The sequence below is a fragment of the Magnetovibrio blakemorei genome (genome assembly GCF_001746755.1).
Classification (GTDB): Bacteria; Pseudomonadota; Alphaproteobacteria; order Rhodospirillales; family Magnetovibrionaceae; genus Magnetovibrio; species Magnetovibrio blakemorei.
On record NZ_MCGG01000018.1, the window covers coordinates 20,573 to 46,867 of the forward strand.

The 26,295-nt window shown below is 56.2% G+C and carries 23 protein-coding genes and 1 other RNA gene; 1 reads left to right on the forward strand and 23 read right to left on the reverse strand.

Features of this window, described 5'->3' with window-relative positions; all coding sequences use genetic code 11:
- Positions 1 to 37 precede the first annotated feature (37 nt).
- The 20 genes from BEN30_RS06250 to BEN30_RS06350 form a co-directional block, all read right to left on the reverse strand.
- Positions 38 to 937 (reverse strand): cell division protein FtsQ/DivIB, encoded by a 900-nt coding sequence (locus BEN30_RS06250; RefSeq protein ID WP_084005140.1) that lies wholly within the window; start codon positions 935 to 937, stop codon positions 38 to 40.
- On the reverse strand, positions 934 to 1,839 hold the full coding sequence (locus BEN30_RS06255) for a D-alanine--D-alanine ligase (RefSeq protein WP_069957479.1): 906 nt from the start codon (positions 1,837 to 1,839) through the stop codon (positions 934 to 936). The genes BEN30_RS06250 and BEN30_RS06255 overlap by 4 nt, the downstream gene beginning before the upstream one ends.
- Positions 1,836 to 2,768: a UDP-N-acetylmuramate dehydrogenase gene (gene murB, locus BEN30_RS06260; RefSeq protein WP_069957480.1), complete on the reverse strand. Its 933-nt coding sequence runs from the start codon at positions 2,766 to 2,768 to the stop codon at positions 1,836 to 1,838. Before murB ends, BEN30_RS06255 begins: the two co-directional genes overlap by 4 nt.
- Entirely contained in the window at positions 2,768 to 4,210 is a 1,443-nt protein-coding gene (gene murC, locus BEN30_RS06265) for a UDP-N-acetylmuramate--L-alanine ligase (protein ID WP_069957481.1), read from the reverse strand. Before murC ends, murB begins: the two co-directional genes overlap by 1 nt.
- Positions 4,207 to 5,337 (reverse strand): undecaprenyldiphospho-muramoylpentapeptide beta-N-acetylglucosaminyltransferase, encoded by a 1,131-nt coding sequence (gene murG / locus BEN30_RS06270; RefSeq protein WP_069957482.1) that lies wholly within the window; start codon positions 5,335 to 5,337, stop codon positions 4,207 to 4,209. The genes murC and murG overlap by 4 nt, the downstream gene beginning before the upstream one ends.
- A complete protein-coding gene (locus tag BEN30_RS06275; RefSeq protein WP_069957483.1) occupies positions 5,337 to 6,500 on the reverse strand; it encodes an FtsW/RodA/SpoVE family cell cycle protein in 1,164 nt (387 codons plus the stop codon). Before BEN30_RS06275 ends, murG begins: the two co-directional genes overlap by 1 nt.
- A gap of 2 nt (positions 6,501 to 6,502) precedes the next feature.
- Positions 6,503 to 7,930, reverse strand: coding sequence for a UDP-N-acetylmuramoyl-L-alanine--D-glutamate ligase (gene murD / locus BEN30_RS06280; protein WP_069957484.1), 1,428 nt, complete (start codon positions 7,928 to 7,930; stop codon positions 6,503 to 6,505).
- Positions 7,931 to 7,940: 10 nt separating this feature from the next.
- A complete protein-coding gene (mraY, locus tag BEN30_RS06285; protein WP_407655965.1) occupies positions 7,941 to 9,026 on the reverse strand; it encodes a phospho-N-acetylmuramoyl-pentapeptide-transferase in 1,086 nt (361 codons plus the stop codon).
- A gap of 5 nt (positions 9,027 to 9,031) precedes the next feature.
- Complete coding sequence (locus BEN30_RS06290; protein WP_069957486.1) at positions 9,032 to 10,465, reverse strand: UDP-N-acetylmuramoylalanyl-D-glutamyl-2,6-diaminopimelate--D-alanyl-D-alanine ligase; 1,434 nt, start codon at positions 10,463 to 10,465, stop codon at positions 9,032 to 9,034.
- 2 nt (positions 10,466 to 10,467) lie between these two features.
- Entirely contained in the window at positions 10,468 to 11,970 is a 1,503-nt protein-coding gene (locus tag BEN30_RS06295; protein WP_069957487.1) for a UDP-N-acetylmuramoyl-L-alanyl-D-glutamate--2,6-diaminopimelate ligase, read from the reverse strand.
- On the reverse strand, positions 11,957 to 13,744 hold the full coding sequence (locus tag BEN30_RS06300; protein WP_211563304.1) for a peptidoglycan D,D-transpeptidase FtsI family protein: 1,788 nt from the start codon (positions 13,742 to 13,744) through the stop codon (positions 11,957 to 11,959). The genes BEN30_RS06295 and BEN30_RS06300 overlap by 14 nt, the downstream gene beginning before the upstream one ends.
- Entirely contained in the window at positions 13,741 to 14,097 is a 357-nt protein-coding gene (ftsL, locus tag BEN30_RS06305) for a cell division protein FtsL (protein ID WP_069957488.1), read from the reverse strand. The genes BEN30_RS06300 and ftsL overlap by 4 nt, the downstream gene beginning before the upstream one ends.
- Positions 14,094 to 15,059: a 16S rRNA (cytosine(1402)-N(4))-methyltransferase RsmH gene (rsmH, locus tag BEN30_RS06310; RefSeq protein WP_069957489.1), complete on the reverse strand. Its 966-nt coding sequence runs from the start codon at positions 15,057 to 15,059 to the stop codon at positions 14,094 to 14,096. Before rsmH ends, ftsL begins: the two co-directional genes overlap by 4 nt.
- Before the next feature lie 4 nt (positions 15,060 to 15,063).
- On the reverse strand, positions 15,064 to 15,558 hold the full coding sequence (locus BEN30_RS06315) for a division/cell wall cluster transcriptional repressor MraZ (RefSeq protein WP_069957490.1): 495 nt from the start codon (positions 15,556 to 15,558) through the stop codon (positions 15,064 to 15,066).
- Positions 15,559 to 16,017: 459 nt separating this feature from the next.
- Complete coding sequence (locus BEN30_RS06325) at positions 16,018 to 16,524, reverse strand: hypothetical protein (RefSeq protein WP_069957492.1); 507 nt, start codon at positions 16,522 to 16,524, stop codon at positions 16,018 to 16,020.
- A gap of 38 nt (positions 16,525 to 16,562) precedes the next feature.
- Positions 16,563 to 17,363, reverse strand: coding sequence for an ABC transporter ATP-binding protein (locus BEN30_RS06330; protein ID WP_069957493.1), 801 nt, complete (start codon positions 17,361 to 17,363; stop codon positions 16,563 to 16,565).
- 51 nt (positions 17,364 to 17,414) lie between these two features.
- Positions 17,415 to 17,801: RNase P RNA component class A (gene rnpB / locus BEN30_RS06335), an RNA gene on the reverse strand.
- Between the two features lie 20 nt (positions 17,802 to 17,821).
- The gene (locus BEN30_RS06340; protein ID WP_069957494.1) at positions 17,822 to 18,493 is read right to left on the reverse strand and encodes an N-acetylmuramoyl-L-alanine amidase; all 672 of its coding nucleotides are present in this window, start codon (positions 18,491 to 18,493) and stop codon (positions 17,822 to 17,824) included.
- A gap of 8 nt (positions 18,494 to 18,501) precedes the next feature.
- On the reverse strand, positions 18,502 to 19,242 hold the full coding sequence (locus tag BEN30_RS06345; RefSeq protein ID WP_069957495.1) for a TerB family tellurite resistance protein: 741 nt from the start codon (positions 19,240 to 19,242) through the stop codon (positions 18,502 to 18,504).
- Between the two features lie 251 nt (positions 19,243 to 19,493).
- Positions 19,494 to 20,405, reverse strand: coding sequence for an SEL1-like repeat protein (locus tag BEN30_RS06350; protein ID WP_069957496.1), 912 nt, complete (start codon positions 20,403 to 20,405; stop codon positions 19,494 to 19,496).
- A 217-nt stretch (positions 20,406 to 20,622) separates the two neighbouring features.
- On the opposite strand from BEN30_RS06350, the gene BEN30_RS06355 reads away from it, so the two are divergent.
- Entirely contained in the window at positions 20,623 to 21,954 is a 1,332-nt protein-coding gene (locus BEN30_RS06355; protein WP_069957497.1) for a TolC family outer membrane protein, read from the forward strand.
- 7 nt (positions 21,955 to 21,961) lie between these two features.
- Here the strand turns inward: BEN30_RS06355 and BEN30_RS06360 are convergent, their stop codons facing one another.
- From BEN30_RS06360 to BEN30_RS06370, 3 genes are read right to left on the reverse strand one after another with little or no spacing between them, the layout of a single operon-like run.
- Positions 21,962 to 23,194, reverse strand: a complete 1,233-nt coding sequence (locus tag BEN30_RS06360; RefSeq protein WP_084005144.1) for an efflux RND transporter periplasmic adaptor subunit — start codon at positions 23,192 to 23,194, stop codon at positions 21,962 to 21,964.
- A gap of 18 nt (positions 23,195 to 23,212) precedes the next feature.
- Complete coding sequence (locus BEN30_RS06365; RefSeq protein WP_069957499.1) at positions 23,213 to 25,585, reverse strand: ABC transporter permease; 2,373 nt, start codon at positions 25,583 to 25,585, stop codon at positions 23,213 to 23,215.
- Entirely contained in the window at positions 25,579 to 26,295 is a 717-nt protein-coding gene (locus tag BEN30_RS06370) for an ABC transporter ATP-binding protein (protein ID WP_245649003.1), read from the reverse strand. Before BEN30_RS06370 ends, BEN30_RS06365 begins: the two co-directional genes overlap by 7 nt.

Consider the following 26,295-nt stretch of genomic DNA (forward strand, 5'->3'; position numbering starts at 1 on the left):
CTTAAGCTTACGTTTCGAAATTTAATATTTTCTGCACTTACGTTTCTTGCCCCGGTTTTCGTTCGGGTCTTCTCAGCGCGTTCGGACTGCGGCGCACGATAACGCGGTCGGGCAAGCGCAAATCCAAAACCCGAATATCGCGGGCCAAAACACCACTGGCTTCTTCAAATTCCGCCAAACGCGCCAACGCTTTGGGCGCATCTTCCGCTGGCAGGCGCACATTGATGTCACCGTTCAGCGACAGATCCCAGCGCCGTCCGCCGACCCGAACCGCGGCCTTCACCAAGGCCTTCAATTCAGGCTGCGTTTCCAACAATTCCAACAATCCACCAACGTTATCGGGAGCGTCTTCGCCCACCACATGAATAAGATTCGCAAACCGCCCCAACGCCTTGCGCGTGATCACTTCACCGGTGTCGTCAATGAGGGCAAATTCTCCGTTGCTTTGCCACAACGCCATGGGGCGGCGTTCGATGATGTGAAGCGCCAATGTGTCTGGCAACAAGCGCTCAATACGCGCTTGCAAAACCCACGGCAAAGCCTCGACCCGTTCCTTTGCCGCCGAAAAATCATACGCCAAGATCGGCGTTCCGCGGGTAATGGCCAGAGCTTCAAGTAAATCGTCCCGGCTGGTTTCCAAGCGTCCGCTCACCAATACGTCTTGGACCGTAAAGCCCAAATCCGAAGACACTTTGATGGCCTTCCACTTGGTTGCATTCAAGGCCGCTTCCACGTGCCCGGACTTCCACGCCCAAACTGAGGCACTGCCGATCAAGCTCAGCACCAAAACAATCGCCACCACCACTGTTTGCGGACGACGCCATACGGGCACAACCCGCTTTCGTTTCGGTCTGGTGTTGCGCTCAACATCATGTTCCGACACATCCATATCGGTTGCGTCTGCACTGGCTAATAGTCGTGTCAGCATTTTTCTCATGCGTCACACTCCGCGTTTTCAACCATCCAACTGACCAATTCTTCAAAGCTGATTCCAACGTGCTGGGCTTGTTCTGGCACCAACGACGTCGGCGTCATGCCGGGTTGGGTGTTCACTTCAAGAATATACATATCTTCGCCGTCGTATCTGAAATCCGAACGGCTCACCCCGCGACACCCCAATGTGTCATGCGCCAACTGCGCCAGACGCAGGGCTTCGTCATAAACAGACGCGGGAACATCGGCGGGAATTTGATGACGCGAACCACCTGCGGCGTACTTGGCATCAAAATCGTAAAATTCGTGATCGGTCATAATTTCCGTAACGGCCAAGGCCCGATCGCCCATCACAGAAACGGTCAGCTCGCGACCGGGAACAAAGCGTTCCACCATCACCGTATCACCATAGGGCCAACTTTCATGGGCGAACGGCAACGCGTTATCGCCTTCTCGCACGATATGGATGCCGACACTGGAACCTTCATTTGCAGGTTTGACCACATATGGCGGCTTCATCACGTCGCCCGCTAAAACTTCTGCACGGGTTGCGATTTTGCCTTCGGCGACGTGAATGCCGGCGTCTTTGAACAAGCGCTTCGCCAGCGGTTTATCCATCGCCAAGGCCGACGCCGTGAGTCCTGAATGGGTGTAGGGAATGTTCAAAATATCCAGCAAACCCTGGATGCAGCCGTCTTCGCCAAAGCGCCCGTGCAAAGCATTGAAGACAACATCCGGTTTGGGATAGAGCCGGCCCAACAGCGAACCCACATCGCGTTGCACATCAATGGCCGTCACCGAATAGCCCGCACGTTTAAGGGCACTGGCGCACGCCGCACCCGACACTAAGGAAACCTCGCGTTCCGCTGACCAACCGCCCATGAATACGGCCACTTGCTTGATCATGACGTCCTCCCTTCGATGGGGACACCGATGCGGCGGATTTCCCACACAAGTTCAATGCCCGATGTTTCCTTCACCCGTTGGCGCACGGTTTCGCCCAAGGTTTCGATGTCGGCCGCCGTCGCGGTGCCATCGTTGATCAAAAAATTGCAGTGCTTTTCAGAGACCTGAGCTCCACCCACGCGCAAGCCCCGACATCCGGCATCGTCAATCAACTGCCAGGCCTTGTGACCTTGTGGGTTTTTAAAGGTTGAGCCCCCGGTTGATGTGCGCAACGGCTGTGTGCCTTCGCGGGAATGCTTGATGTCATCCATACGCGCTTTGATGTCGGCATTTTTTCCATCAAATCCACGCAGCATAGCTTCGACAAAAATCCAGTCTTCAGGCACAGCACACGTGCGATAGGCGAAGCCCAATTCGTCGACACCAAGTTCATGGAGTTCACCTTTGGGGTCCAATGCCAATGCGCCGATGACGACATCTTTCATCTCTGTCCCATAGGCCCCGGCGTTCATGCGCAGCGCGCCGCCAATGGTACCGGGGATGCCGCTGAGAAATTCCAGGCCGGAAAGATTGACCTGCAACGCCGCTTGCGCAACGCTGCCGTCGAGCGCCGATGCCCCGGCGATCACGTCGCCTTTGTGGATCATGACAGACGCAAATTCCCGGCCCAAACGCACCACCACACCCGGCACGCCCCCATCGCGCACCAAGATGTTGGAGCCCACACCCAAAACCGTCACCGCCACGTCGACAGGTTTGTTTTTGAGAAAATGCGACAGGTCTTCAACGTCGGCTGGTTTAAACAGAACTTCCGCCGGACCGCCGACGCCAAACCACGTGACCTTGGCGAGAGACGCGCCCTCGCTGATCCGTCCCCGCACCGGCGGCAGACGATCAATCAGGTTTTCGGCGTAAACGGCAGCTGCCATTACTCTGCCCCTCCCCCGGATTTGCCTGGAGCGCCGTAGCGCAATTTGCGCAAACGTTCCGGCAACTTGTTGGCCCACTGGGTAATGTTGCCCGCGCCAAGACACACAACCATGTCGCCCGGGCGCGCCAAATCTTTGATGACTTCCGGCAGCTCATCGGGATTGGTCAGCGGCATAACGGTGCGATGACCATGTCCGCGCAGGCCCGCCACCAAAGCGTCGCGATCGATCCCTTCGATGGGGCTTTCGCCCGCTTCATACACATCCGCCACCAGCACCGCGTCGGCATCGTTAAAGCAGGTGCAGAAATCTTCGAACAAATCGCGCAGACGGCTGTAGCGATGCGGCTGCACCACGGCAATCACTTGACCGCCGGATGCGGCACCGCGTGCGGCCCGCAATACGGCGGCGATTTCGACGGGATGATGGGCATAGTCGTCAATGATGGTGATGCCGTCCACATCACCGGTTTTGGTGAAGCGTCTTTTGACCCCTTTAAAACCCGCAAAGGCCGTCGTCAACACGTTGGGATCGATCCCCATTTCGTGGGCAATGGCTGCCGCCGCCAAGGTGTTTTGCACATTGTGCTGACCGAACATAGGCAACTTGATGTCGCGAATGGCCTGAGGTTCATCACCATATCCGGCGAATACCACGTCAAACGTCATACCGTCAGCGCCGGGGCGAACATTTTCTCCGCGCACCATGGCTTGGGGGGAAAAACCGTAGGTTATGATGCGCCGATCCGATACCCGTGGGATCAAGGCCTGAACTTCTGCATGATCGATGCACAAGGCGGCAAAACCATAAAACGGAATGTTTTCCACAAACTGGGTAAACGCCGCACGCAGGGCATCAAAGCTGCCGTAATGATCTAAGTGTTCGGGGTCAATGTTGGTGACCACGGCGATGGTTGCGGGCAGCTTCAAGAACGTGCCGTCGGATTCATCAGCTTCCGCCACCATCCAATCGCCCGAGCCCAAGCGCGCATTTGATCCCCATGCATTGATGATACCGCCATTGATAACGGTCGGATCAAGTCCCGCCGCGTCAAGCAGTTGCGCCACCAACGATGTGGTGGTGGTTTTGCCGTGCGTACCGCCAACGGCGATGGACCATTTCAGGCGCATCAGTTCGCCCAGCATCTCGGCACGACGCACCACCGGCAACAGTCTTTTTCTGGCCCCGACGACTTCGGGGTTGGTGGGTTTTACCGCGCTGGAAATCACCACCACACCCGCATCGCCCAAATTGTCTTCGCTGTGACCAACGGAAATGCTGATGCCCAGTTCACGCAATCGCGTCACGTTGGGGCCATCAGCTTGATCCGATCCTTGCACCGAATAGCCAAGATTGTGTAGCACTTCGGCAATGCCGCTCATGCCAATGCCGCCGATGCCGACAAAATGAATGGTGCCAATGGTCAATGGCAAAGCCCTCATAGCTCAGCACTCCCTGATTTTAAGTGTGTTTTGTTTTCGATAAGACTTGCGACCAAATCCGCCAAACGTTTGGCCGCATCCGCGCGACCCAGATCGCGCGCGCACCGCGCGGCTTTTTGTAGCACGGCAGGTAAACCCAACAAAGAGTCCAAGCGCAGGGCCAGATTGTCTGGTGTAAAGGTGTCTTGGGGCATAATCCAGCCCGCCCCCGCCGCATCCACGGCATGAGCATTATACGTTTGGTGATCGTCCGCCGCGTGGGGATAGGGCACCAAGATGGATGGTCGTCCCACCGCCAAGGCTTCCGCCACCGTTGACGCCCCGGCCCTTGAAATCACCACGTGGGCCTTGGCCATACGCTGGGGCACGTCGTCGATAAAGGTTGCCAAGTGCGCACGCAGACCGCTTTGGCTGTAAGCCGTTTTGACCTTGTCCAGATCTTCGGCCCGACACTGCTGGGTCACGTCAATCCGTGCTTTGATGTCTTCGGGCAATTTCGCCAGGGCTGCTGGCACCACGTCGCTGAGAACCGTCGCCCCTTGTGAGCCCCCCAACACCAACACGCTCAACGGCGCATCGCCTTCGGTTTCGGGATACGGTGTGCCCGCCATCGCTGCGATGGACGCGCGCACCGGCATGCCGGTTAAGGTGACAGATTGACCCGCACCTTGGGGCAAACCGCGGGTGTCGGCAAAAGAGGTCGCAATGGCTTTCACGCGTTTCGCCAACAATCGATTGGCGCGTCCCAAAAGCGCGTTTTGTTCGTGAATGGCCGTGGGGATCGGCGAAAACGTCGCCGCCAACATGGTCGGCACCGAAGCATAACCGCCGAAACCGATCACCGCATCGGGACGCAGGGTTTTGAGCAGGCCCCACGCCTGCCAACCGCCGAGCCCCAATTCCATCATGCTTTTGATCTTCGCAGGTCCACGTTTTCCAGCGATGCCGCCGGCCAATATATGATGGGTTTCCAATTCCCCCAGCGCACCGCCATAAACCTTGCCGCGTTTGTCCGTGACCAGACCTAAACGGTAGCCGCGATCCATCAGTTCGGACGCCAAGGCTTCCGCCGGGAAAACATGTCCACCGGTTCCGCCTGCCGCCAAGAGAACGTGAGGTTTGCTCATCAAAGGCTCCCCCGTCCCAATTTCACGCCGTGCAGTCGTGCTCGGGTGTTGGTCTGTCCGGGACGCACGCGGGTCAACGCCAACACCATGCCCATGCCCAACGCCAACGCCAAGGTTGACGAGCCCCCGTAACTGATGAACGGCAACGTCATGCCCTTGGGTGGAATAAGATTGGTGGTCGACGCAATGTTCACGATGGCTTGCAAGGCAAACTGCGTCAGCAGACCGGCCACCGCGACCATGACAAAAAAATCACTGTCTTTAAAAACCCGCGCAAATCCTCGCAACACGATGATGGAGAACAGCACCACAATCAGCAAGCACAACACCAAGCCGAACTCTTCCCCGGCGACGGCCAGAATGAAATCCGTATGCGCATCGGGCAAAACTTCTTTGACCCGACCTTCGCCCGGTCCGCGACCGAACAGGCCACCATTTTGAAACGCGTCAAGAGATTTTTCCACCTGATAGCCGACACCACCAGCCGGATCGAGAAACCGATCGATGCGCACACGCACATGCTCAAAGCCCAAATACACGCCGAACCCACCCAAGATAAACAGCAGCGCAAGTGCCCCAACCAACACCAGTGGCAGCCCGGCGATAAAAAACTGCACCGCCCACACACACGACACCACAATCGACATGCCGAAGTCCGGCTGCAACAACAACAAGCCTACGACAAACACAAACAGGAAAAACGCAATGGCGTAACCCGGCACATCGTCGTCTAGCTTTTGCGCAGAAAACATCCACGCCGAAACGATGGCGAAGCTGGGTTTGATGAATTCGGAAGGCTGCAACGAAAACCCGGCTATGTAGACCCACCGCGTTGCCCCCTTGGTTTCAAAACCAATAAACAAAACGGCGATCATCGCCAGCAAACCACCGGCAAAAACCAACAACGCCAATCGACGCACACCTTGAGGAGTCAACAACGACGTGGCGACCATCACCGCCAAGGCCATCGGCAGAAAGACAAAATGACGGCGCACAAAATAAAAGTTATCCAGACCGATGCGTTCCGCCACGGCAGGCGATGCGGCCAACACCAAAATCGCCCCCAGCGCCGCAATGATGATCACCGACACCAGCGTGACCCGGTCAATGGTCCACCACCAGCGACTGATAATGGATGTATCTGTGCGGGTAAATGTGCTCATGCCTACGCCGCTCCTCTGGTTGCCTTGATGGGTTCGCCCCCACCACTTAACGCCGTCGGAATTAATGTCTCATAAAGGCTGCGAAAAACGTCTCCGCGATGTTCGAAACTGCGAAACTGATCGAACGACGCACAGGCAGGTGACAGCAGCACCGTCGGCGCTGTCAAACCATCGGCTTTCGCCGCGGCAAACGCCGCCTGGGTGGCGGTTTGCAAATCACCGCATTGTTTGACGTCAAGCTTGCCATCCAGATAGGCCGCGAACTCATCCGCCGCCGCGCCAATCAAAAAGGCCCGGCGCACGCTGCCCAATAGCGGGTCGAGACCGTTCAAGCCGTCTTCTTTGGCCAGCCCGCCCAAAATCCAATAGATGTTGTCGTAACACACCAACGCCTTCGCCGTCGCTTCGCCATTGGTGGCTTTGCTGTCGTTGATAAACACCACGCCGTCCACTACGCCCAAGCGTTCCTGGCGGTGTGCCAAGCCTGGAAAACTTTGCATGGATTTGACAATGGCATCCATCGCAAGCCCTAAGGTGCGCGCCACGGCGTACGCAGCGGCAATGTTTTGCGCATTGTGCCGCCCCGGCATATTGGGCAACTGAGACAACCTCAAAACAGACTTTGCCGTCCCGTTCAAATCATCGATCAGCACATTGTCTTGAACGTATACACCACCGGGGGCTTCATATTCGGCACTGATGGGCACAACCTTGCGCCCGTTTTTCGCTTTAAGCTCGGCATAGATGCCGCGCGTCACATCATCGTCGATACCCACGATGGCGGTGTCACCAACACCCTGGCCGCGAAAGATGTTTTTCTTCGCCGCCGTATACCCCTGCATCCCGCCATGGCGTCCCAAATGATCGGGGGTAACGTTCAGCAGCACGGCGACTTTAAAGCGCGCAGACGGACACAGTTCCAACTGGTACGACGACAGCTCCAACACATAACAGCCATCGCGTTCCATCATCGCCATATTGCAAATCGCCGGACCCAGATTGCCGCCGACTTCAACGTCTTTGCCCATTTGCTCTAAGATATGACCGACCAGGGCCGTGGTCGTGGATTTGCCATTGGTTCCGGTGATGGCGATTTTTGGCGCTTGGGCACCGGACGTGGCCAACAGTTCCGTATCGCCGATGATTGGCACGCCCGCATCTTTGGCAAAACGCGCAGCTTTGTGTGGCTCAGGGAAGGTATGGGGAATGCCGGGGCTCAACACCAACGCATCGACGGATGCCCAATTGATGCGTTCGGGTTGGCGCACGGGAAAGCCTTCGACAGCGGCTTCGGCTTGACGGGTTTCGCTGTCATCCCAAACCAGTACCCGCGCCCCACTGCTGCACAAGGCGCGCGCTGCCGCCAGACCGGACGTTCCCAGACCAACAACAACAACATGCTTTGTGGCGTAACCTTCACACGAAATCATGGATGCTCAACTACCTCAGCTTCAACGTCGATAAACCGACCAGCGCCAAAATGGTGGCGATGATCCAAAAGCGAATAACGATGGTGGACTCGGCCCACCCTTTTTTCTCAAAATGGTGATGCAGTGGGGCCATGGCGAACACGCGCTTGCCCGTCAGCTTGAACGAAATCACCTGAACGATCACCGAGACCGTCTCCAACACAAACAAACCGCCGACAATGGCCAAGACCAGTTCGTGCTTGGTGATGACACTGACCGAACCCAAGGCCCCCCCCAAACTCAGCGACCCGGTGTCACCCATGAAGACGCGCGCTGGTGGGGCATTAAACCATAAAAACCCTAGCCCACCGCCAATCAGTGCGCCTAAGAACGTCGCCAACTCGCCCGTGCCCGGGACATAATGCAATTGGAGATAGCCCGCAAACACCGTGTTGCCGACCAAATAGGCAATCAGCATAAACACCCCAGACGCGATCATCACCGGAACGATGGCCAAACCGTCCAGACCATCCGTCAGGTTCACCGAATTGGACGAACCCACCATGACGAAGGTGGCGAACACCGGGAAAAACCAAGCCAGATGAACCAGCGTGCCCTTAAAAAATGGCACCGCCAAGGTTGTTGCCAAATCAGCTGGCATCAAGCGCATGGTCCAAAACGCAGCAGCCAGGGCAAACGCCACTTGCAACACCAACTTAACTTTGCCCGGCAGCCCTTTGTGATTGCGCCGACTGACTTTCAGATAATCGTCGAGAAATCCAATGATGCCGTAAGACACCGTAACGCCCAACGCCACCCACACAAAGCCGTTGGACAAGTCCGCCCACAAAATGGTTGAAATCACCAAAGCGATGAGGATCATCAATCCACCCATGGTCGGCGTGCCTTGCTTGGTCAAAAGATGACCTTCTGGCCCATCGACGCGGATCGGCTGCCCACCCTTTTGGCGCATGTGCAAAAGCCGGATCATGGTCGGGCCAATGAAAAAACTGATCACCAGAGCCGTCATCACCGCACCGCCGGTGCGAAAGGTCAGATAGCGAAATACGTTTAAGACTGGAAATTGATCGGCCAATGGAAACAACAGATGATACAGCATGCTTAAGCCTCCCTCTTTGCAAGGTGAGAAGTGTTGAGGGATTTTAACGCGTTCACAATTTGGCCCATGCGCATTCCGGCTGAGCCTTTGATCATCACCACGTCACCGGGGCGCACGGCTTGACAAACGACATCGATCAACGTGACCGATTTTTCGCTGTGCGCGCCGCGCACAGATGCGGGCAATGCCGCCCACATATGGGCCATGGCTTCACCTGCCAAAAAAGCAAGATCGATGGAATTGTCTTGGAAGACTTGCGCCAGATCGGTGTGCAGTTGCGGCGACGTTTCGCCCATCTCCAACATATCGCCCAACACGGCAATGCGACGGGCACCCAGTTTGATCGGCTGCGCGCCCAGCACCGCCATAGCCGCCCGCATGGAGGCGGGGCTGGCGTTGTAACTTTCGTCAATCAGAACGAAGGAACCGTTCTCCGTCACAATTTCAAATTTCTGCCCACGACCCGATGGGGCTGACAGTTCCGACAAAACGGTTGCGGCCTCGGCGACATCGCCTTCGGCCCCATAGACGCTTGCCAACACACACAAGGAATTGATCACCCAGTGACGTCCGGGAACGCCCAATGTATATGAAATCTCACCCAACGGCGTGAGCGCTTTAACCTCGGAACCGTGTGCGTTCAAGGTGCATTCCAGCAAACGGAAATCCGCGTTCCCAGAACCACCAAAACTGACGATGTCTTGAAGACCCGCGGCCTTGGCTGCTTTTACCAAGCGATCATGTTCGGGAATGTCCGCATTCAAGACGGCAACACCGCCCTGGACCGCACCCTTGAAGATTTCCGCTTTGGCATCGGCAATGGCGTTGGCGTCAGCAAAGAATTCCGTATGCGCCGGCGCAATGGTGGTCACCACACACACATGCGGACGCGCCATTTCAGACAGCGGCGTCAACTCACCCGGATGGTTCATGCCCATTTCCAATATGGCGAAATCCGTATCGGACGGCGTACGCGCCAAGCTTAACGGCAGGCCCCAGTGATTGTTGAGGCTGCCTTCACTGGCTGAGGTTTTGCCTTGACGAGACAACACCAGTTTCAAAGCCTCTTTGGTGCCCGTTTTGCCAACCGATCCGGTCACTGCGATAACTTTGGCGTGATCCAACCGATCGCGTGCGGCACGCCCCAAACTTTCGAGCGCTTCCATGGTGTCATCCACCACCAACAACGGTGCATCCGGGTCCAACACGGGGGGGCGATGACAAACCGCCGCACAGGCAGCCCCCTTTTCAAAAGCATCGGCAACAAAATCGTGACCATCCACATTGGGGCCTTGCAACGCGATGAACAAATCGCCCGGCTGCAAGCTTCGGGTGTTGATGGATACACCGCTGGCACGCCAAGCCGGATGCACTTCACCCGCTGTTGCGTGGGCGGCGTCTTCTGAGGTCCAAAGTGTATCCGTGACTTTTATCATGTTCACGCTCCGGCCTCCTCTTGTGCAAGCTCAATTGCGGCTTTGGCCTCTTGCACATCGTCAAAGACCAAGACTTGATCACCAACGATCTGCCCCTGCTCATGACCCTTGCCCGCCAACACCAAAACATCGCCGTCGGACAATGCCTTTACCGCAGTCAAGATTGCCGTGTGACGGTCGGCGATTTCAATGGCGCCCGGACAGGCGGATAAAATTTCCGCACGAATGGCGGCGGCGTTTTCCGTGCGCGGATTGTCGTCGGTGACGATGACATTGTCGGCAAACTTGGCCGCAATCGCGCCCATTTGAGAACGCTTACCGGCATCGCGATCTCCACCGCAACCAAACATCACATGAAGGCGTCCCACCGCATGGGGACGCAATGCAGCAAGCACGTTTTGCAAAGCATCAGGGGTGTGGGCATAATCCACATAAACCGATGCCGAACCGAGGTTGCCGACCTTTTGCAAACGACCCGGCACACCTTGAAGGGTTTTCAAGGCCTCAATGGCTTTCACCGTATCCGCCCCCAACGCCAACGCCAAGCCCAAGGCGCACAAAGCGTTTTCCATCTGAAATCCACCCGCTAAGGGCAGCGCAACCGAATAGGCTTTACCACTGACTTGAAGCACCAAGGTTTGTCCGTCGACGTGGGGACGTTGTTCAAGCACGCGAATGTCTTGACCGTCGCGCCCAAAAGTTAGGACGGATAAGCCGCGTTTGCGCGCCACGGCCGCCACTTCACGACCTTCGGGGCTATCGGCGTTGATGACCGCATAGCCAGCTTCATCGACCACCTCTGAAAACAGCCGCATCTTGGCCGCTAAATAGTCCTTCATGGTGGCGTGATAGTCTAAATGATCGCGCGTGATATTGGTAAAACCTGCCGCCATCACTTTTACGGCATCAAGGCGATACTGGCTCAGCCCATGGCTGGACGCTTCCATGGCGACGCATTCGATGCCGCCCCGCGCCAACCGGGCAAGCGTTTTATGCAATTTTACGGGGTCCGGCGTGGTCAGAGTGCCCGGTTCATCAAAACCATTTCCATGCACACCCAAGGTGCCGATACTGGCGGCCTTTTGACCTAAGCGTTGCCAGATTTGACGCAAAAACGAGGCCGCCGAGGTCTTGCCATTTGTACCCGTAATGGCCGCAACCGTACCCGGTTGGCGGGCGTAATACTTCGCCGCCATGTGAGCAAAGCGCAAACGCACGTTGGCATCTTCAATGATGGGAACAATGAAGCGGGCGTCGTCAGCGGTGCCCAATGGGGCCAGTACGGCGACCGCACCATTGGCCGTTGCAGCTTCAATGAAGTCACGTCCGTCTACAGACTGTGATCCAGCACGCGCACTTGACCCCGCACTGGGAAGCGCCGCGAACAAGAAACCAGGACGCACGTCTCGGCTATCGCAGGTCAATCCCGCGATGTCCATCTGACCAATCGTGACGTCCATATCCTGCAGCGTCGGGTCTCCCTTCAATACATCAATAAGCCGCATGTTGCACACTCGCCCCCACCCGCGCGGTACGCTTGGGACCGTTGGATAGGGGAACATGCATAGGATGATCTTTTGCGTCTTCCGCCTTATCCCCACGGGGATCGGCAATCAATCCATACAGCGGCCCTAAACGTTCAATAATGTCTTTCACCACCGGCGCCGCAACCCAGCCCCCGGTGGCGTAACCCAAACTTTCTTTGATGCCTTTTGGTTCATCAAGCAACGCCAACACCACAAAGCGCGGCTGGGTCATCGGGAAAGCACCGACAAAGGAGGACACCAAATTGCTTTTTTCGTATCGCCCGCCCGCCTGTTTTTCTGCGGTGCCGGTTTTGCCCCCCACCAGATAACCTTGAACATCGGCATTTTTGCCTGTGCCGTCGCGCACCACTTGACGCATCAGGGCGCGCATCATTTCTGAGGTCTTCGCCTTAAGCACGCGCTCACCGCTCACCTCTTCATCAGCGCTGCGTTTGATCAACGTTGGCGTCATCATCACCCCACCATTGACCAGCGATGAAACGCCGGCGGCAATCTGCAGGGGTGAAACGGCGATGCCGTGGCCATACGAAATGGTCATGGTGGATATATCCCCCCAACGCACCGGGTACAGCGGGCTGCCCACTTCAGGCAATTCAATATTCGAAGGCCCCAGAAGACCAAACCGGGTCAAATAATCTTTTTGTTTCACCGCCCCCACATCCATCGCCATTTTGGCGGTGCCGATGTTGCTCGAATAGGTCAAAATTTCCGGCACGCTCAACCACCGCTTTTTGCCGTGAAAATCGTTGATGGTGAAGCGCGCGATGTGAATGGGTTCTGACGTGTCATAGCCGTCGGTCAAACCCACGGTGCCGGTGTCGAGCGCCATGGCGGTGGTGAACAGCTTGAACGTCGAACCCATTTCATACACACCCATGGTCGCCCGGTTGAAGCCGCGATCTCCCAGCGAACCGGCTGGTTTGTTGGGATCAAAATCGGGCAGCGATGCCATCGCTATGATTTCTCCGCTGTTGACATCCATCACCACGCCCGCCGCCCCCGTTGCGCTAAAGCGCTCTTTGGCTTTGCTCAATTCATCATGCAAGACAGCTTGCACTCGCATATCGATGGACAGTTCGACAACCTCACCTTGATTGCCAAGCTTGCCTTCAAAGGTGTGCTCGACCCCGGAAATTCCGCGCCCATCAACATCTGTATAGCCAATAACATGGGCAAAAGTCGGGCCGTAGGGATAGACCCGGCGCTCTTCCCGACGAAAGCCGAAACCCAGCAAGCCGAGACGGTTGACCGCCCACACCTGATCCGGCGTCAAGTTGCGCTCCACCCATTCAAAACGGGAACCATTATTAATTTTATCAATGAGTTGCTTGCGATTGAGACTTGGCAAAACCGTCATCAGGAGGTCAACTGTGTCTTCGGCCTTCCCGCCTTCAATCGCTTCACGGCTGTCCACATACAACGATTGCGTCGGCAAACTGGTGGCAAGAATGTGGCCAAACCGATCAACAACGTCGCCCCGCACCACGGGTTGATTTTTGCTTGCCGCTGACGCCATATGCTGCCAGCTCGGCGCCCCTTCTTTGCCGTGACGGGTGAGTTCCACAAGACGCCCGCCCAGAACCACAAACGCCAGCGCAAACATGACGCCCGTCACCAACAAACGCGTACGGCCTTGCTCCAAGGCTTGCTTGCGCGCCCCATCCATGCGGATGCGTTTGGGGTCCAGCGCTTCAAAAGGAATTTCAGATTGCAACGGCATCGGACGGTTCATTTTCCGCCCTCCCGATTTTGATCCCCTGAAGCTTCATCGCCAAAGACCATTTCACGCACCGGGATAGACATCATGGCATCCGCCCCCACCACTTGGCGCGGCGCGATGGGCTGCATATCCAAATGCAGTTTGGCCAGTTGAGCGATGCGTTTGGGGTCGTTCAATGTCGCCCATTCCGCGCGCAACACATGAAGCGCGCGCTGTTCATCTTGCAATTCACGCGTGAGACGGGTGTGTTCGTATTCCAAATCATGAACTTGATATTTGACTAAGAACAGCACCATCGAAATGCCGCCCGCCAGCACCAAAAACAGCACCGTGGTGTGACGCAAAAATGAAGCGCGCTTGCTCATGCGGCACTCCTTTTCGAAAAAGGCCATGCCGGGGCGTCGGTACGCTCGGCCATGCGCAAACGCGATGAACGCGACCGCGGATTGATTTTGCATTCTTCGGCAGTGGGCTTCACGGTGCCCTTTTTGAGCAGCTTAAATGTCGGCGCGGGGCCATCACCACTGGTGTCGGGAATGTGCCGGGAAGGATTGGGCATATTGCCCGAACGCGCGTTTAAAAACCCCTTCACCCGTTTGTCTTCCAACGAATGAAACGACACCACTGCCAAACGACCACCCGCCCCCAGAAGATGCTCTGCCCCACTCAAACCGCGATCCACTTCGCCCAGCTCGTCGTTCACATAGATGCGCAAACCTTGGAAGGTTCGGGTTGCGGGGTGAATGCCGTCTTTGGCTTTTTTCACCACTTTGCGGACAATTTCAGCCAATTGTTTGGTGCGGGTGATTTCACCCTCCGCGCGGGCTTCGATGATGGCGCGGGCAACCCAGCGCGAACGCCGTTCTTCGCCGAATTCATAAATGATGTTGGCCAGCTCTTCTTCGCCCAGCCCGTTCACCGCATCGGCAGCCGTTGGACCACTTTGTTCCATACGCATGTCCAAAGGACCGTCGGTCATAAACGAAAAACCGCGTTCGGCTTGGTCCAGCTGCATGCTGGAAACACCCAAGTCCAGGGCCACACCATCAACACCGGAGACACCTTGGGCGCTCAACAGGTCAAACATATCGCCAAAACGGCCTTCGACCACGTTCAACCGGCCGCAGAATTCAGCTTGCATGTCCTGGGCTTTGGCGATGACATTGGGATCACGATCAATACCCCACACGGCGCAGTCGCACGATTCCAAAAGAGCCCGCGAATACCCACCGTTGCCAAAGGTGCCGTCCACGTAAACGCCGCCGTCGCGGGGGTTCAGGGTGTCCAAAACCTCTTTTAACAGAACCGGGATATGAGGCATGGACATATACTCATGCTCCCCGGTCTTTGCGCGGTGATTGTTGAGGTGAAAGCTGCGGCGACAACTTCAGCGTCGCACCCGTCGCCTTGGCCCGTTCCAACGCGCCGCTTCTGTGTTCCTCATACGCATCGGGCGACCAAATCTGGAAGCGCGAGCCACGGCCAACAAACAACGCCTGACCATCGAGACCCGCATGCAAGCAAAGCTCGACAGGCAAACTGATGCGGCCTTCGGGATCGAAGCTGAGTTGAAAGGTGTTTTCCAATGTAATGGCGGCCAAGTCTTCTTGAGCATCGGAGAACAGTTCAAGATTGTCTTCAAGGCTGGCGGAGATGCGTTTCATAAACGCCTCGCCCGCACCTTCTAACGCTGGAAATTTGAAATAGGGGTAGATGTAAACGCCCGCGAAGCCTTCCGCCAGGACAGCCTCACGATAAGGCTTCGGGACAGACACCCGGCCTTTTTTATCTATTTTATTGAGATGACGGCCGACGAGCAGCGCCATGGCTCCCCCTTAATGATGCATCATGCAAAAGCCCGATGTGGACCTTTGACCTTCACCTGCACCGCCTTGAAATCGGCCCCGTCCCCGTGACGAAGCTCAACCCCAAAACCCTGCAAGCCCGTTCGAGAACCCGCAAAGCGCGCCCACGAACCCCATTTGGTTCATTATGGGATATCATGGGAATTGATGGGCGTCAATGGGAATGCTTGGAATTGGTTGGGTTTTAGCTAGGTTTTACTGGGAGTTTACTGAGACCTAGACCTCCCCTCCCAGTGCGCCGAAACACAAAAAAAGCCGCCCAATGGCGGCAACACTTTGATAAATTACACTTATTTCTAGCAAAGAGGGCAGTAGCCCTAAATGTTCTTGTTACGTTCCTTATTTAAGCGTAACGATCTGCCGTCTTAAACAGCCTTACAGAGCAGACCCTTGTTGCCGAACTCATCGGGCTGCGCGCCTTTACAGGTCCTCTTCATCGCCCATGTAGAAGAACTTTGGAACGAAGCACCACGAACTGTCCGCAGAGTTTCCATCCGCAAACGGCAGAAACACGGCTTCATATTTCAAATGCGCCTTGTCGTTACTCCACGACATGGTTTTTTGGCAATAGGTCGGCACACCATGACGGGCACAGTCATGAAGACGCATTTTGACATCATCGGCATTGGCCTTGGGGATCAGGTCATAAAGGGCACCTTTGCTGTATTGCAGGCCAATATACTCCCGGCATTGATCACCGATCATCGAAAGGTAAATCTCGTCGCCTCGCAGATTGTAAAGGGTGGAACTGCTGACGACCGAAGCGTGCTGCAAGGCGAACCCCATGTTCCAAACCGGCAGTTTACCCGTTGCTTGATGCAAAGCCCGCCAACCCAGAACCGTATTTCTGAGCAAATCATCGTAAATTACCCCCAAGTCCAAGAGGGGACAGATTTCGCGCAAAATTTCGGGTGGTGTAGATGTCATGTCAAACCTGAATATAAAGTACTGTCCAATTTTAGTGTTTAAACCCGCCCCTGATGAAGGGTTGGCATGTGATCGAAATAGGGTCGTATGATCGGTGAGGTTGATGCCGAAAACGCAACGAACGAGCCATCAAAATACACCTTGCCATCATGCAGCATGATGATGCGCGGGGCCAGGCGGTTGAGCAAATCTTTGTCATGGGTGATGATCACCGTGGTGCGTTGGCTGTTCGCCCCCTGCTCGTGGGTGGTGAGGATCAAATCTTGGATTTGCAGTGCACTGGTGGGGTCCAACCCGGTGGTCGGCTCATCGTAAAAAATCACATTGGGGTTCATGGACAGGGCGCGGGCCACCGCCAAGCGTTTGGCCATGCCGCCGGACAGGCTGTTGGTGTCAGTGTCCAAAAAATCATCGCTGTCGTCCAACGCCACCGCTTGCAGCACCCGGCGCGCGATGGGCACAATGTCTTCATCGTCCATATGTTTGATTTCGTGCAGCCACAGTTGGATATTGTCGAACACGCTGCCCGAAAACAACGCATTTCTTTGAAACACCATGCCCCAGTGGGTGTGCAAGTCCGACAATTGTACTTGGCCCAATTTCGCCAAGTTCACCAACGGCGCCCCTTCCCGGCCATGATCGGCGACAAGGACTTCGCCTTGGTCGGGTTCCAATTGAGACAGCACGTGGTTCAACAGCACCGTTTTGCCACATCCCGAGCCCCCGACGATCACCACCAGTTCACCCTTGAGAATTTCAAGGTCGATGCCGTTCAGCACCTGATGGGCGCCAAACGCTTTGGACAAGCCTTTGATTTGAATTTCAATATCGGTGCTCATCCGCGTAGCGTACACGGCGAAACCAAAACGCAAAAGCACTGAGTGAGATAATGGACCAGATGGCCTGTAAGCCGGGTTCTGTCCCCCTTTTCCATAAAGAAAAGGATGGATGACCATTCATCTGGGACGCCTGTTACCAGACGCCTCGCGCGATACACCCGAACGACAGCGCACAAACCCGCTTGAGGCCCTAAGCCCCTGGTCGTCCTTCTCGATCTTGCACCCGGTGGGGTTTACCGTGCCATCCCTGTTGCCAGGGACGCGGTGCGCTCTTACCGCACCCTTTCACCCTTACCCAGGCAAGCCTGGGCGGTTTGCTTTCTGTGGCACTTTCCCTAGGGTCGCCCCCGCCGGTCGTTAACCGGCACCGTGTCTGTGTGGAGCCCGGACTTTCCTCCCTTGCCCAAAAAGAACAAGCGCGGTCATCCAGCCATCTGGTCCGCCGCCAACCTAATCGGTTAGCGCGTGCGAAGCAACGCTTTGAGCAAGCCCGCCGTTTCCCCATCCGGCAGACCGTTCACCAAGGCCGGGCGAAAGTGACGTTGAAAGGCCATCAGGGCCGCCGGAAAATCCGTCATATCATAGCCGAACGCCGCCAACATCAAGTACACCTCGCCGGGTCTCATCTCGATGGGCTGAACATCGTCGACCCACAGACCGATCCCAAACCGGGCTAGGCGTTGCCAGTCAAACAGCTCACCGGGGTCAAGTTTTCGCCGCGGCGCGATATCGGCGTGTCCAACCACGTTGCGCGGGCTGATGGGATGGCGCTTGAGGATGGCGCTGGCGAGGCCTTCCAGGGCGACCATTTGCGCGTCTGGAAAGGCACGATAGCCAAATTCGTGTCCCGGATTGACCAATTCGATACCGATGGACCGACCGTTGATATCCATAGCCCCCCGCCACCACGAAACGCCCGCATGCCATGCGCGCTTGTCTTCGTCGACCAAGCGATACACCGTGCCGTCCTCGTCAATCAGGTAATGGGCGCTGACCTGAGCGTCTTTGTCGCACAACCGATCCACGGCCGCCTGGCACGTTTGCATGCCGGTGTAATGCACCACCAGCGTGTCAATCGGCAAACCGGGCGCACGGTTGTTGAAATTGGGCGAAACCAAGGGAGTGCGCATTCAGCTCTCTATTTTAAGTCACGAATTTTTTTGATCTTGTCGTAAGCCGCATTGATGGTCGCCATTTTGTCGTTGGCCAAATCGATGAATTCCTGGGGCATGCCCTGAGCCATCAGCTTGTCGGGGTGGTTTTCGACGATCAGCTTGCGATAGGCGGACTTGATTTCACCATCCGTCGCCCCGGCTTCGACACCCAAAACGCTATAAGGATCGGCCTTGCTTGGGTCCCCATGGGTGGCGGTGATGCGCTCAAACGTGTGCTGAGAAAAGCCAAAAATGTCCGATACGTGTTTGAGGTAGGCGAATTCCGCGGGGTGCACCACCCCATCGGCCTTGGCAATGGCAAACAACCCGCCCAGCAACTCTTCCAGAACCGCCGGTTCATGGGGAAAGAGATTCGCAACCTGCTGGGCATACATCTCATAACCCGCCGTCGAGGCTTTGGCGCGATCAAAGATTTTCGCCACGTTGGTCATTTCGTCCGGCGGGATATGAAACAGCTGCTTAAACGCTTCAACTTCATCGCGGGTGACTTGACCGTCGGCCTTGGCCATTTTTGCGCCCAGTGCAATCACCGCAAGGGTGAAGGCCACTTGACGCTGTTCCGCCGACGATACGCGTCCCAACGCTGGAGAACCGCCATGCGCTTTGTCAATAGCGTGCCCCGCCACCGCGCCCAACAACGCGCCCAACGGCCCGCCAAAGGCAAAACCCGCGACGCCGCCCAATACTTTTCCCCAAATGCTCATCAGCCGATCCCGTTTTCCGTGCACGCCTGTGCGAAACTACTCCACTCTGGGCATAAATTGCAAAAGCGTAAAATCACACAGGGTGTGATGGCCGTCATACCCTGTGCCTTCCTAGAGGCTTAATTTCACCAAACAGCGAAAGTGAATTGCCGATTTCGCACCAAGAGCTTAACCCAACCGGAGCTCTGCCGAGCAAAAAAACACTCAGCCAGAACGGCTGAGTGTTTTTTTATGCACATGTGGGAAAGTCGTTAGCGGTTGAGAACCGTCAGCCGTTCGCGCAGGCGATCCAACAGTTTTCCATCGCACCCGCCACCGCCCAGGCCTTCGGCTGCCCGAAATTCGGCAATGGCGCCGTAGGTCCGTTCCCCATCAATGCCATCGGCTGTACCGGGGTCATAGCCCAAACGGCTCAAGGCGTATTGAGCAAAGCGCAACGAAGCCCGATCACCGGTCGTGTCTGAAAACGGCTCATTACGCCACGATTGGGCCTGCTGTTCAGCCGATTCAATGTACATACTGGAAAGCCGCGCCCTCAAAGTACGGATGGCAGCAGCCCCCCCTTCGATGTTGTTGTCCTCGGCAATCAACAGCCACGTCAAGGCCCGGGCCCGTTGACCGCGCCCGGCGACGCCCGATGCCATGGCAACGCCCAAGGCCAACTGAGCAGGACCGTATCCGGCGCGTGCAGAGCGTTCCATCCACATCAGCCCCCAACCGGGTTCTTTTGCCGTACCGCGTCCATTTAGGTACGCTTCGCCCAATTGATACTGCGCACCGATATGACCCATGGCAGAGGCCATGGAGTACCATTCGACGGCACGATTGGGGTCCGATTGCATCAAGCCCAACTGGTACGCAGCCGCGCCTTGACCTTGTAGGGCTGCACTTTCAAACCAGCGAGCCGCTGCGGCGGGGTCAGATTCGGCCAAAGTCAGGCCCAAATCATACTGTGCGCCGATGTCACCCGATTCGGCCCACGCCCGCAGGGTATTCAGGGATTGCGCGCGTTCATTTGCGGTTTCTTGAGCGGTTTGTATGGGTTTGGATTTATTCGCATTGCCGCCACAACCGCCCAATGTTAGGACGAATCCCAACCCAAGTACTGCAATCGTGCGCGACGAAAACAAACCTGCCGTCACCATCCTATAGCTGCCCACCATTATTTAGCCCCCGCTTGGTATTCTATACGCCAATATGTTTTATCCTTATATTATCGTCAGTTAAGCAGATTCAAGTCCGTTTTGCCCAGGTATTTTGTTATATGGCTCAGACAATGTTTTGCGCAGCCACGAATTGTCGCCGTATAAGATGTGTGATATGAAGGTATTGCAAGCGGTGAAAGCCCCTAAGCTCATCCACTTTAGGAAGAAAATACGCGTGAAGTCCCTCAAGGTAACGGCTCCTCTTTTGGTATCGATCATTGCGCTCGGCTCAGGCCTGGGCGCACTCAGCGTGGGCGAAGCTGCGGCTCAGCCAATTGAGCAAGAGCTGAAATATCTCATCGATTCCCACCCGAAGATCCGCGCATCTGAAAAAACCTTGGAATCGCGACGCGCGACGATTGCGGAATCTGAAGCGCTCTATTATCCAACCGTCAGGGTTACCGCAGAAGTTGGGCCGGAACACATTGACAACCCAACGACCCGAGGCAGCGCCGGCGGCAAACCGTCCAGTATGGTCCGAAATACGGTCGGCCTCACCGTCACGCAAAATTTGTTTGATGGCTACAACACCTCATCACAAGTGCGCGCTGCTCAGATCAACCGTGAAGTTGCAGAGCTTTCCTTGGAAGGCACACGGCAAAGCACCCTCTTTGAAGGCATTAGGGCCTATGTTGAAGTGTTGCGTCAGCGTCGCTTGGTGGAAATTGCCCGTGAAAGCGAACGCACCATCTTGCGCCAACTGAATTTGGAAGATGAACGCGTGCGCCGCGGGTCCGGTGTGACGTCAGATGTCTTGCAAGCAAAATCACGCCTGCAAATCGCCATTGAACGTCGCGTCGGATACGAAGGCACGTTTGACAACGCCATCAGCACCTATGAACAGGTTTTCGGCCATTCCCCCGACCTGACCACCATGATCGATCCGGCTCCGCCCGCCGAAGTCATTCCCAGCACCATGGACAGGGCTATGGAAATCGCATTGATGGAAAATCCTGCCCTTGTGGGCAGCGCGGCCTCCGTTGAGTTGGCGCGCGAAGATCAACGCACCACCGACAGCGAATTTTTCCCCGTCGTTGATTTGGTCGGAGCCGCCAACTATGAAAAAAACAATGGAGCTGTTACGGGGACCCGTCGCGATTATTCGATGTCCTTGTCGGCCAGTTGGGATTTGTTCAACGGCGGAGAATCATTGGCGCGGCGCAAAATCAGCAACTTTGACTACCAATCTTCCATGGACAACCTTGACTTCAGCAAGTCCAAGGTGATCGAGCAAGTTAAATTGTCATGGCAATCCTTGGTCACATCGCGCAAGCGCAAGGTCCTTCTGGGCAACGCCGTCAATATTGCCGCTGAAGTTTTTGAAGGCCGTAAAAAGCTCCGTGATGCGGGCAAAGAAACCGTCATCAACGTCTTGGATCAAGAAAACGAACTGAACAACACCCAGATCAACTATGCCACGTCGTCCTATGATGAACGCATCACGATCTATCAGTTGTTGCTGGCGATGGGCAGGTTGTCCCCCCAATACATTGTTGCGACGCGCTGATTTATTCCTACATCTTACGCCGCACCAAGGAAACGCCGTCCTGAATGCGCTCTGAGGGGTGCAGAACGACTTCATCGCCCGCACTCAAGCCGCTCAACACTTCGGCCTCACGACCATTCAAGTGGCCAACCGTTAAGCGGACCAATCGCGCCGTCTCATCCGTTTGCATGACAAATGCAGCCCATCCGCCATCGACGCGAAACAAAGCCGCCATCGGGGCCTTCAGCACACCATCGCTCTGCCATTCCTGGATACCGACTTCAACGCGAAAGCCATGCCCTAAGGCCTTGGGAATGGCATCCGCTTCATCAAAATCAATAATCACGTCGACGCGCTGTTCTTCAATACCCAGAACGGAAATCTTGGTGTAGCCAAACGGTTCGATCCGGCGCACGGTCCCGTTCAGGGCGTCTCCGCCCCAATTTTCAATCACTGCCGGGGCACCTTCATGTATGCGCGCACCATCGCGGGTGAGCACGTCCACGACAACTTCCAAATGACGCGGGTCGCCAATCTCCATCAGCACTTCGCCCGCCGCCACGACGCCTTCACTTTCGTGTAAAATGCGCAACACTTGACCATCGACCGGGGCCGTAATGGCGACGCAGCACTGCGCGTCCCCTCCACCGTCCGCAGGCGTCAGCAAGCGCGCCCGCGCCATCGCCAATTCATGCATTCGGACCTGCACGGTGGCCTCTGCGCTTTTGAGTTCCGCAGCCCGCGTCGCCACGTCCAACTGCGCCACATCCAAAGCCCGGCGCGATATGGTCCCGTTCTGACTGAGCTTTTCCGCCCGGATCAATTCTGAGCTAGCAAACGCCAATTCAGCCTTCGCCCGATCTTCTTCGGCCGATGCCAACGCCAAGGCATCTTCCGCTGCCTGGGCTGTGGCTTCGGCTTCAGCGCGGCTGCGACTGTCCAAAATGGTCGGATCAGCCGGTTCAATCACCGCCAAGCGGGTTTTGGTGGCTATGACCTTGTCCCCGGCTTCCGTTTCGATGCGCATCAAGCGCCCCGCGGCGGGTGCCGAAATGGCATAGATGTCTTTCACCCGTGTTTGCCCTTCACCTTCGACCCGCACAGTCATGGTCCCGACTTCGATTTTGCTCACATCCACGGGCACGGCGGTGGGGATAAACGCCCAGGCTAAAAAGCCTGCGATCAGAATGCTCACCACCAACCAAAAAATATATCGACCGAAACTCACGGGTCTGCCATGTGTCATGGGCTCATGTGTCATGGGCAAAGGCCCCCTTCCTTATTCGCGCGTTTTCAGCGCCTGCACCATATCGAGTTTGCCAATTTGGCGAAAGCTGGCAAGACCTGATCCCAACGTCGCCAACACCACCACCAAGACGGAAAAGCCCAGCGTCTGTTTGGTCACTTCCAAAGGAATGCGGTAAAGATCCGTATCCAACGAAAGCGTCCACACCCAGGCCAGGCCATATCCCAAACCACAGCCTAAGGGAATGGCGAGCACGCTCAAGAGCGCCAATTCCCCCAGCAAGATGAACGAGACCTCGCCCATGGTAAAGCCCAGAACCCGCAGGCTGGCCAGTTCGCGGCTGCGTTCCGATAGGGAAATGCGCGCGGCGTTATAGACCACGCCCACGGCAATCACGACCGCAAACATGACGTTGAAGAACGTCATCACCAGAACGTTTTCAGCCATGGTTTCGCGAAAGCTTTTCAGCGTCGTGCGCTTGATCGATACGGCGGCAATGCCCGGCGTGTTTTTGACGGCCTTATAAAAGTTTTTTTGTTGGTTGTCGTCGAGCTTCACATACACACCGTCAAGCCGTCCCGGCTCCTGCATCACGTTGCCTAAATAGGCGTAATCCATAAATGCCGGACTGCCCATCAAGGTTTTCGAGACTTGCACAACCGGCAATTCCAAAGTCGGACGACGGCCTTGTGTCACTTGGGCGATGACGACGTCTCCAACCCCAGCGCCCAACAACTCCGATAATTTTTGCGACAGCACCAAACCGCTTTTGGGCACCGATACGGGCTCATAGTTTTGGTTGAGAATGCGGTTCAGTCGGGCATCTTGAACCAAGCCGATTAAACTTTCCCGACGGTTTGCGCCTCGAAACGAAAGCTCCGCCGCAACCGCACGAAACGGTTCGGCTTGCATCACCCCCGCCATGGCTTTGACGTTTTCAAGGGCGCGGGGCTCTTGCGCCTCCATAAAGCTGAGGGTGGCATCTTGGCGCTCGGCTTGGTTAAAGGTCACGTCGATGAGCTTTTCCATGGCATCCATAAAAAACATCGATCCGATCAACACAGCGACGGCCACGGCACTGCCCAAAACGGTGAGTGCTGAGCGCATCGGCCAGCGCACCATATGGCGCACGATCATCCGCGCGGGCTGCTCCAAATGCGTCAACCCGCCTTCAAATAAGGATCGTTGGTAGCGTGTTGGCGGAGGCGGCACCATGGCTTGGGCCGGGCTCAGCAAGGCTGCCCGGCGCACGGCCCGCCAAGTGCCCGCCAACGCCACAATAAGGCTCGCCCCGCCCGCAATGGCAAACACCGATGTACTGAACTGAAAATACAAAAACGGAAAGCGGAAAAACTCTTGATAAATTCCAGCCATCCCCCGGCCCAACCACACGCCGCCGCCAAAGCCCAAAGCGATGCCAACCAAGGTGATCACCATCACCACCTTTAAATAATGTCCCGTCACGGCCCAAGTGCTGTATCCGAACGCCTTAAACAAACCAATTTTTTCGCGTTCCATCTCAACCCAACGGGTGATGACGACATTCAGCAAAAACGCAGCGATGGCCAAAAAGATCGGCGGAACAATTTGGGCCATGTTGCGCAGCTGATTCATTTCACCCGACACATACCAATGCGACACTTGATGTGCGCGTTCATAGGCCCCCACTCCGCCATATGTTTCCAGCACAAGGTCCACGCCGTCCTTCACGTCTTCTAAGTTTGCGCCGGGGGTTATGGCAACAAGAACATCGTTGAACGCGCCCTTCATATTAAAGGCGGCTTCCAAGGCCGGGCGCGCCATCCAAAAAACGCCGAAACGTTTGTTGTCGGGCATCATCGCACCGGGTTGAATGGCATAGATATATTCCGCCGACAGCACCACGCCGACGATGGACAGCAGACGTTTGCGGCCATTGATGATCGCGGTGATATTGTCGCCGGGTGTGAGGGTATGGGCTTCGGCAAAGGCTTCGCTGAGCAACACTTCGTCATTGTTTCCCGGGGCCAGCCACCGCCCCGAAGACAAATACAAACGGTTCAAGCGCGGCTCGGCGCCGACGGGATAGGACAAGATTTCCCCTTGCGCCGGTTCATCCAAATCGGGCATGTCCAGACGCACGCGTTCCTTAATACGGGTTTCAATCGTACTGACGCCGGGCACGTCCTGAAGACGCGCCACCAGCGCATTGGGGGCACGCTTCAACGGTGCGAACACATCGGCAAAACCGTAGCGTTCATAGTACGCCGCACGGGTTTCGAACAAAGACTTCAACATGCCCTCACTCATCACAAACATCGCCACCCCTGCGGCGATGACCATCGCAATCGCCAAGGCCTGCGCCCACATGGCGCGCAAATCGCGCACAACTTTTTTGTCTAAGGGGGAAAGGTGCAGGGCTACCATGACAGCTCCCCCGGTTGCTTTTTGGTGGCGTTTTTTCTGACCTCTTGAACCCGCCCGTCACCGATGAGAACGACCCGATCCGCCATGTCCGCGATCACCGCGTTATGGGTGATCACCACCGTTGTTGCACCCAGTTCACGATTGCTCTTTGCCAAGGCTTCTAAAACCAAAATCCCGGTTTTGGAATCCAGTGCCCCGGTGGGCTCATCACACATCAAGATATTGGGGCGTTTGGCAATGGCGCGGGCAATGGCAACCCGCTGCTGTTCGCCGCCGGACAGTTCGGCGGGGAAATGATCGGCACGACTTTCCAATCCCACCAGGGCCAGGGCCTCATCCGCGCTCATGGGATGGGTGGCAATTTCGGTGACCAGCTCAACATTTTCGCGGGCCGTCAGGCTGGCAACCAAATTGTAGAACTGAAACACAAAGCCCACGTGATCGCGTCGATACAAGGTCAAGGCCTTGTCATCCAAAAGCGTCAAATCTTGATCTTGAAACGTGACGGAGCCGCTGGTGGGTCGATCCAAACCGCCCAAGATATTGAGCAACGTCGACTTGCCGCTGCCGCTGGGCCCCAACAGCACCACCAACTCACCTTGAAAAAGGTCAAAATCCACATCGCTCAGCGCCGCAACTTCCAGCTCACCGCTACGATACAATTTCGACAGTCCCCGCGCCGAAAGGCTCATGGTTGGATGTCCAGTCAA

Bases quoted from the DNA above. Each gene is read 5' to 3' on its own strand.
- ftsL (WP_069957488.1), bottom strand. From the start codon at position 14,097: ATGAGCAAGCGCGCTTCATTTTTGCGTCACACCACGGTGCTGTTTTTG.
- BEN30_RS06330 (WP_069957493.1), bottom strand. From the start codon at position 17,363: ATGAGCACCGATATTGAAATTCAAATCAAAGGCTTGTCCAAAGCGTTT.
- BEN30_RS06295 (WP_069957487.1), bottom strand. From the start codon at position 11,970: ATGCGGCTTATTGATGTATTGAAGGGAGACCCGACGCTGCAGGATATG.
- BEN30_RS06290 (WP_069957486.1), bottom strand. From the start codon at position 10,465: ATGATAAAAGTCACGGATACACTTTGGACCTCAGAAGACGCCGCCCAC.
- BEN30_RS06315 (WP_069957490.1), bottom strand. From the start codon at position 15,558: ATGGCGCTGCTCGTCGGCCGTCATCTCAATAAAATAGATAAAAAAGGC.
- murD (WP_069957484.1), bottom strand. From the start codon at position 7,930: ATGATTTCGTGTGAAGGTTACGCCACAAAGCATGTTGTTGTTGTTGGT.
- BEN30_RS06300 (WP_211563304.1), bottom strand. From the start codon at position 13,744: ATGAACCGTCCGATGCCGTTGCAATCTGAAATTCCTTTTGAAGCGCTG.
- rsmH (WP_069957489.1), bottom strand. From the start codon at position 15,059: ATGTCCATGCCTCATATCCCGGTTCTGTTAAAAGAGGTTTTGGACACC.
- BEN30_RS06345 (WP_069957495.1), bottom strand. From the start codon at position 19,242: ATGAGCATTTGGGGAAAAGTATTGGGCGGCGTCGCGGGTTTTGCCTTT.
- BEN30_RS06255 (WP_069957479.1), bottom strand. From the start codon at position 1,839: ATGATCAAGCAAGTGGCCGTATTCATGGGCGGTTGGTCAGCGGAACGC.
- BEN30_RS06360 (WP_084005144.1), bottom strand. From the start codon at position 23,194: ATGACACATGAGCCCATGACACATGGCAGACCCGTGAGTTTCGGTCGA.
- BEN30_RS06250 (WP_084005140.1), bottom strand. From the start codon at position 937: ATGAGAAAAATGCTGACACGACTATTAGCCAGTGCAGACGCAACCGAT.
- BEN30_RS06325 (WP_069957492.1), bottom strand. From the start codon at position 16,524: ATGACATCTACACCACCCGAAATTTTGCGCGAAATCTGTCCCCTCTTG.
- BEN30_RS06350 (WP_069957496.1), bottom strand. From the start codon at position 20,405: ATGGTGGGCAGCTATAGGATGGTGACGGCAGGTTTGTTTTCGTCGCGC.
- BEN30_RS06365 (WP_069957499.1), bottom strand. From the start codon at position 25,585: ATGGTAGCCCTGCACCTTTCCCCCTTAGACAAAAAAGTTGTGCGCGAT.
- BEN30_RS06340 (WP_069957494.1), bottom strand. From the start codon at position 18,493: ATGCGCACTCCCTTGGTTTCGCCCAATTTCAACAACCGTGCGCCCGGT.
- BEN30_RS06275 (WP_069957483.1), bottom strand. From the start codon at position 6,500: ATGAGCACATTTACCCGCACAGATACATCCATTATCAGTCGCTGGTGG.
- murC (WP_069957481.1), bottom strand. From the start codon at position 4,210: ATGAGGGCTTTGCCATTGACCATTGGCACCATTCATTTTGTCGGCATC.
- murB (WP_069957480.1), bottom strand. From the start codon at position 2,768: ATGGCAGCTGCCGTTTACGCCGAAAACCTGATTGATCGTCTGCCGCCG.
- murG (WP_069957482.1), bottom strand. From the start codon at position 5,337: ATGAGCAAACCTCACGTTCTCTTGGCGGCAGGCGGAACCGGTGGACAT.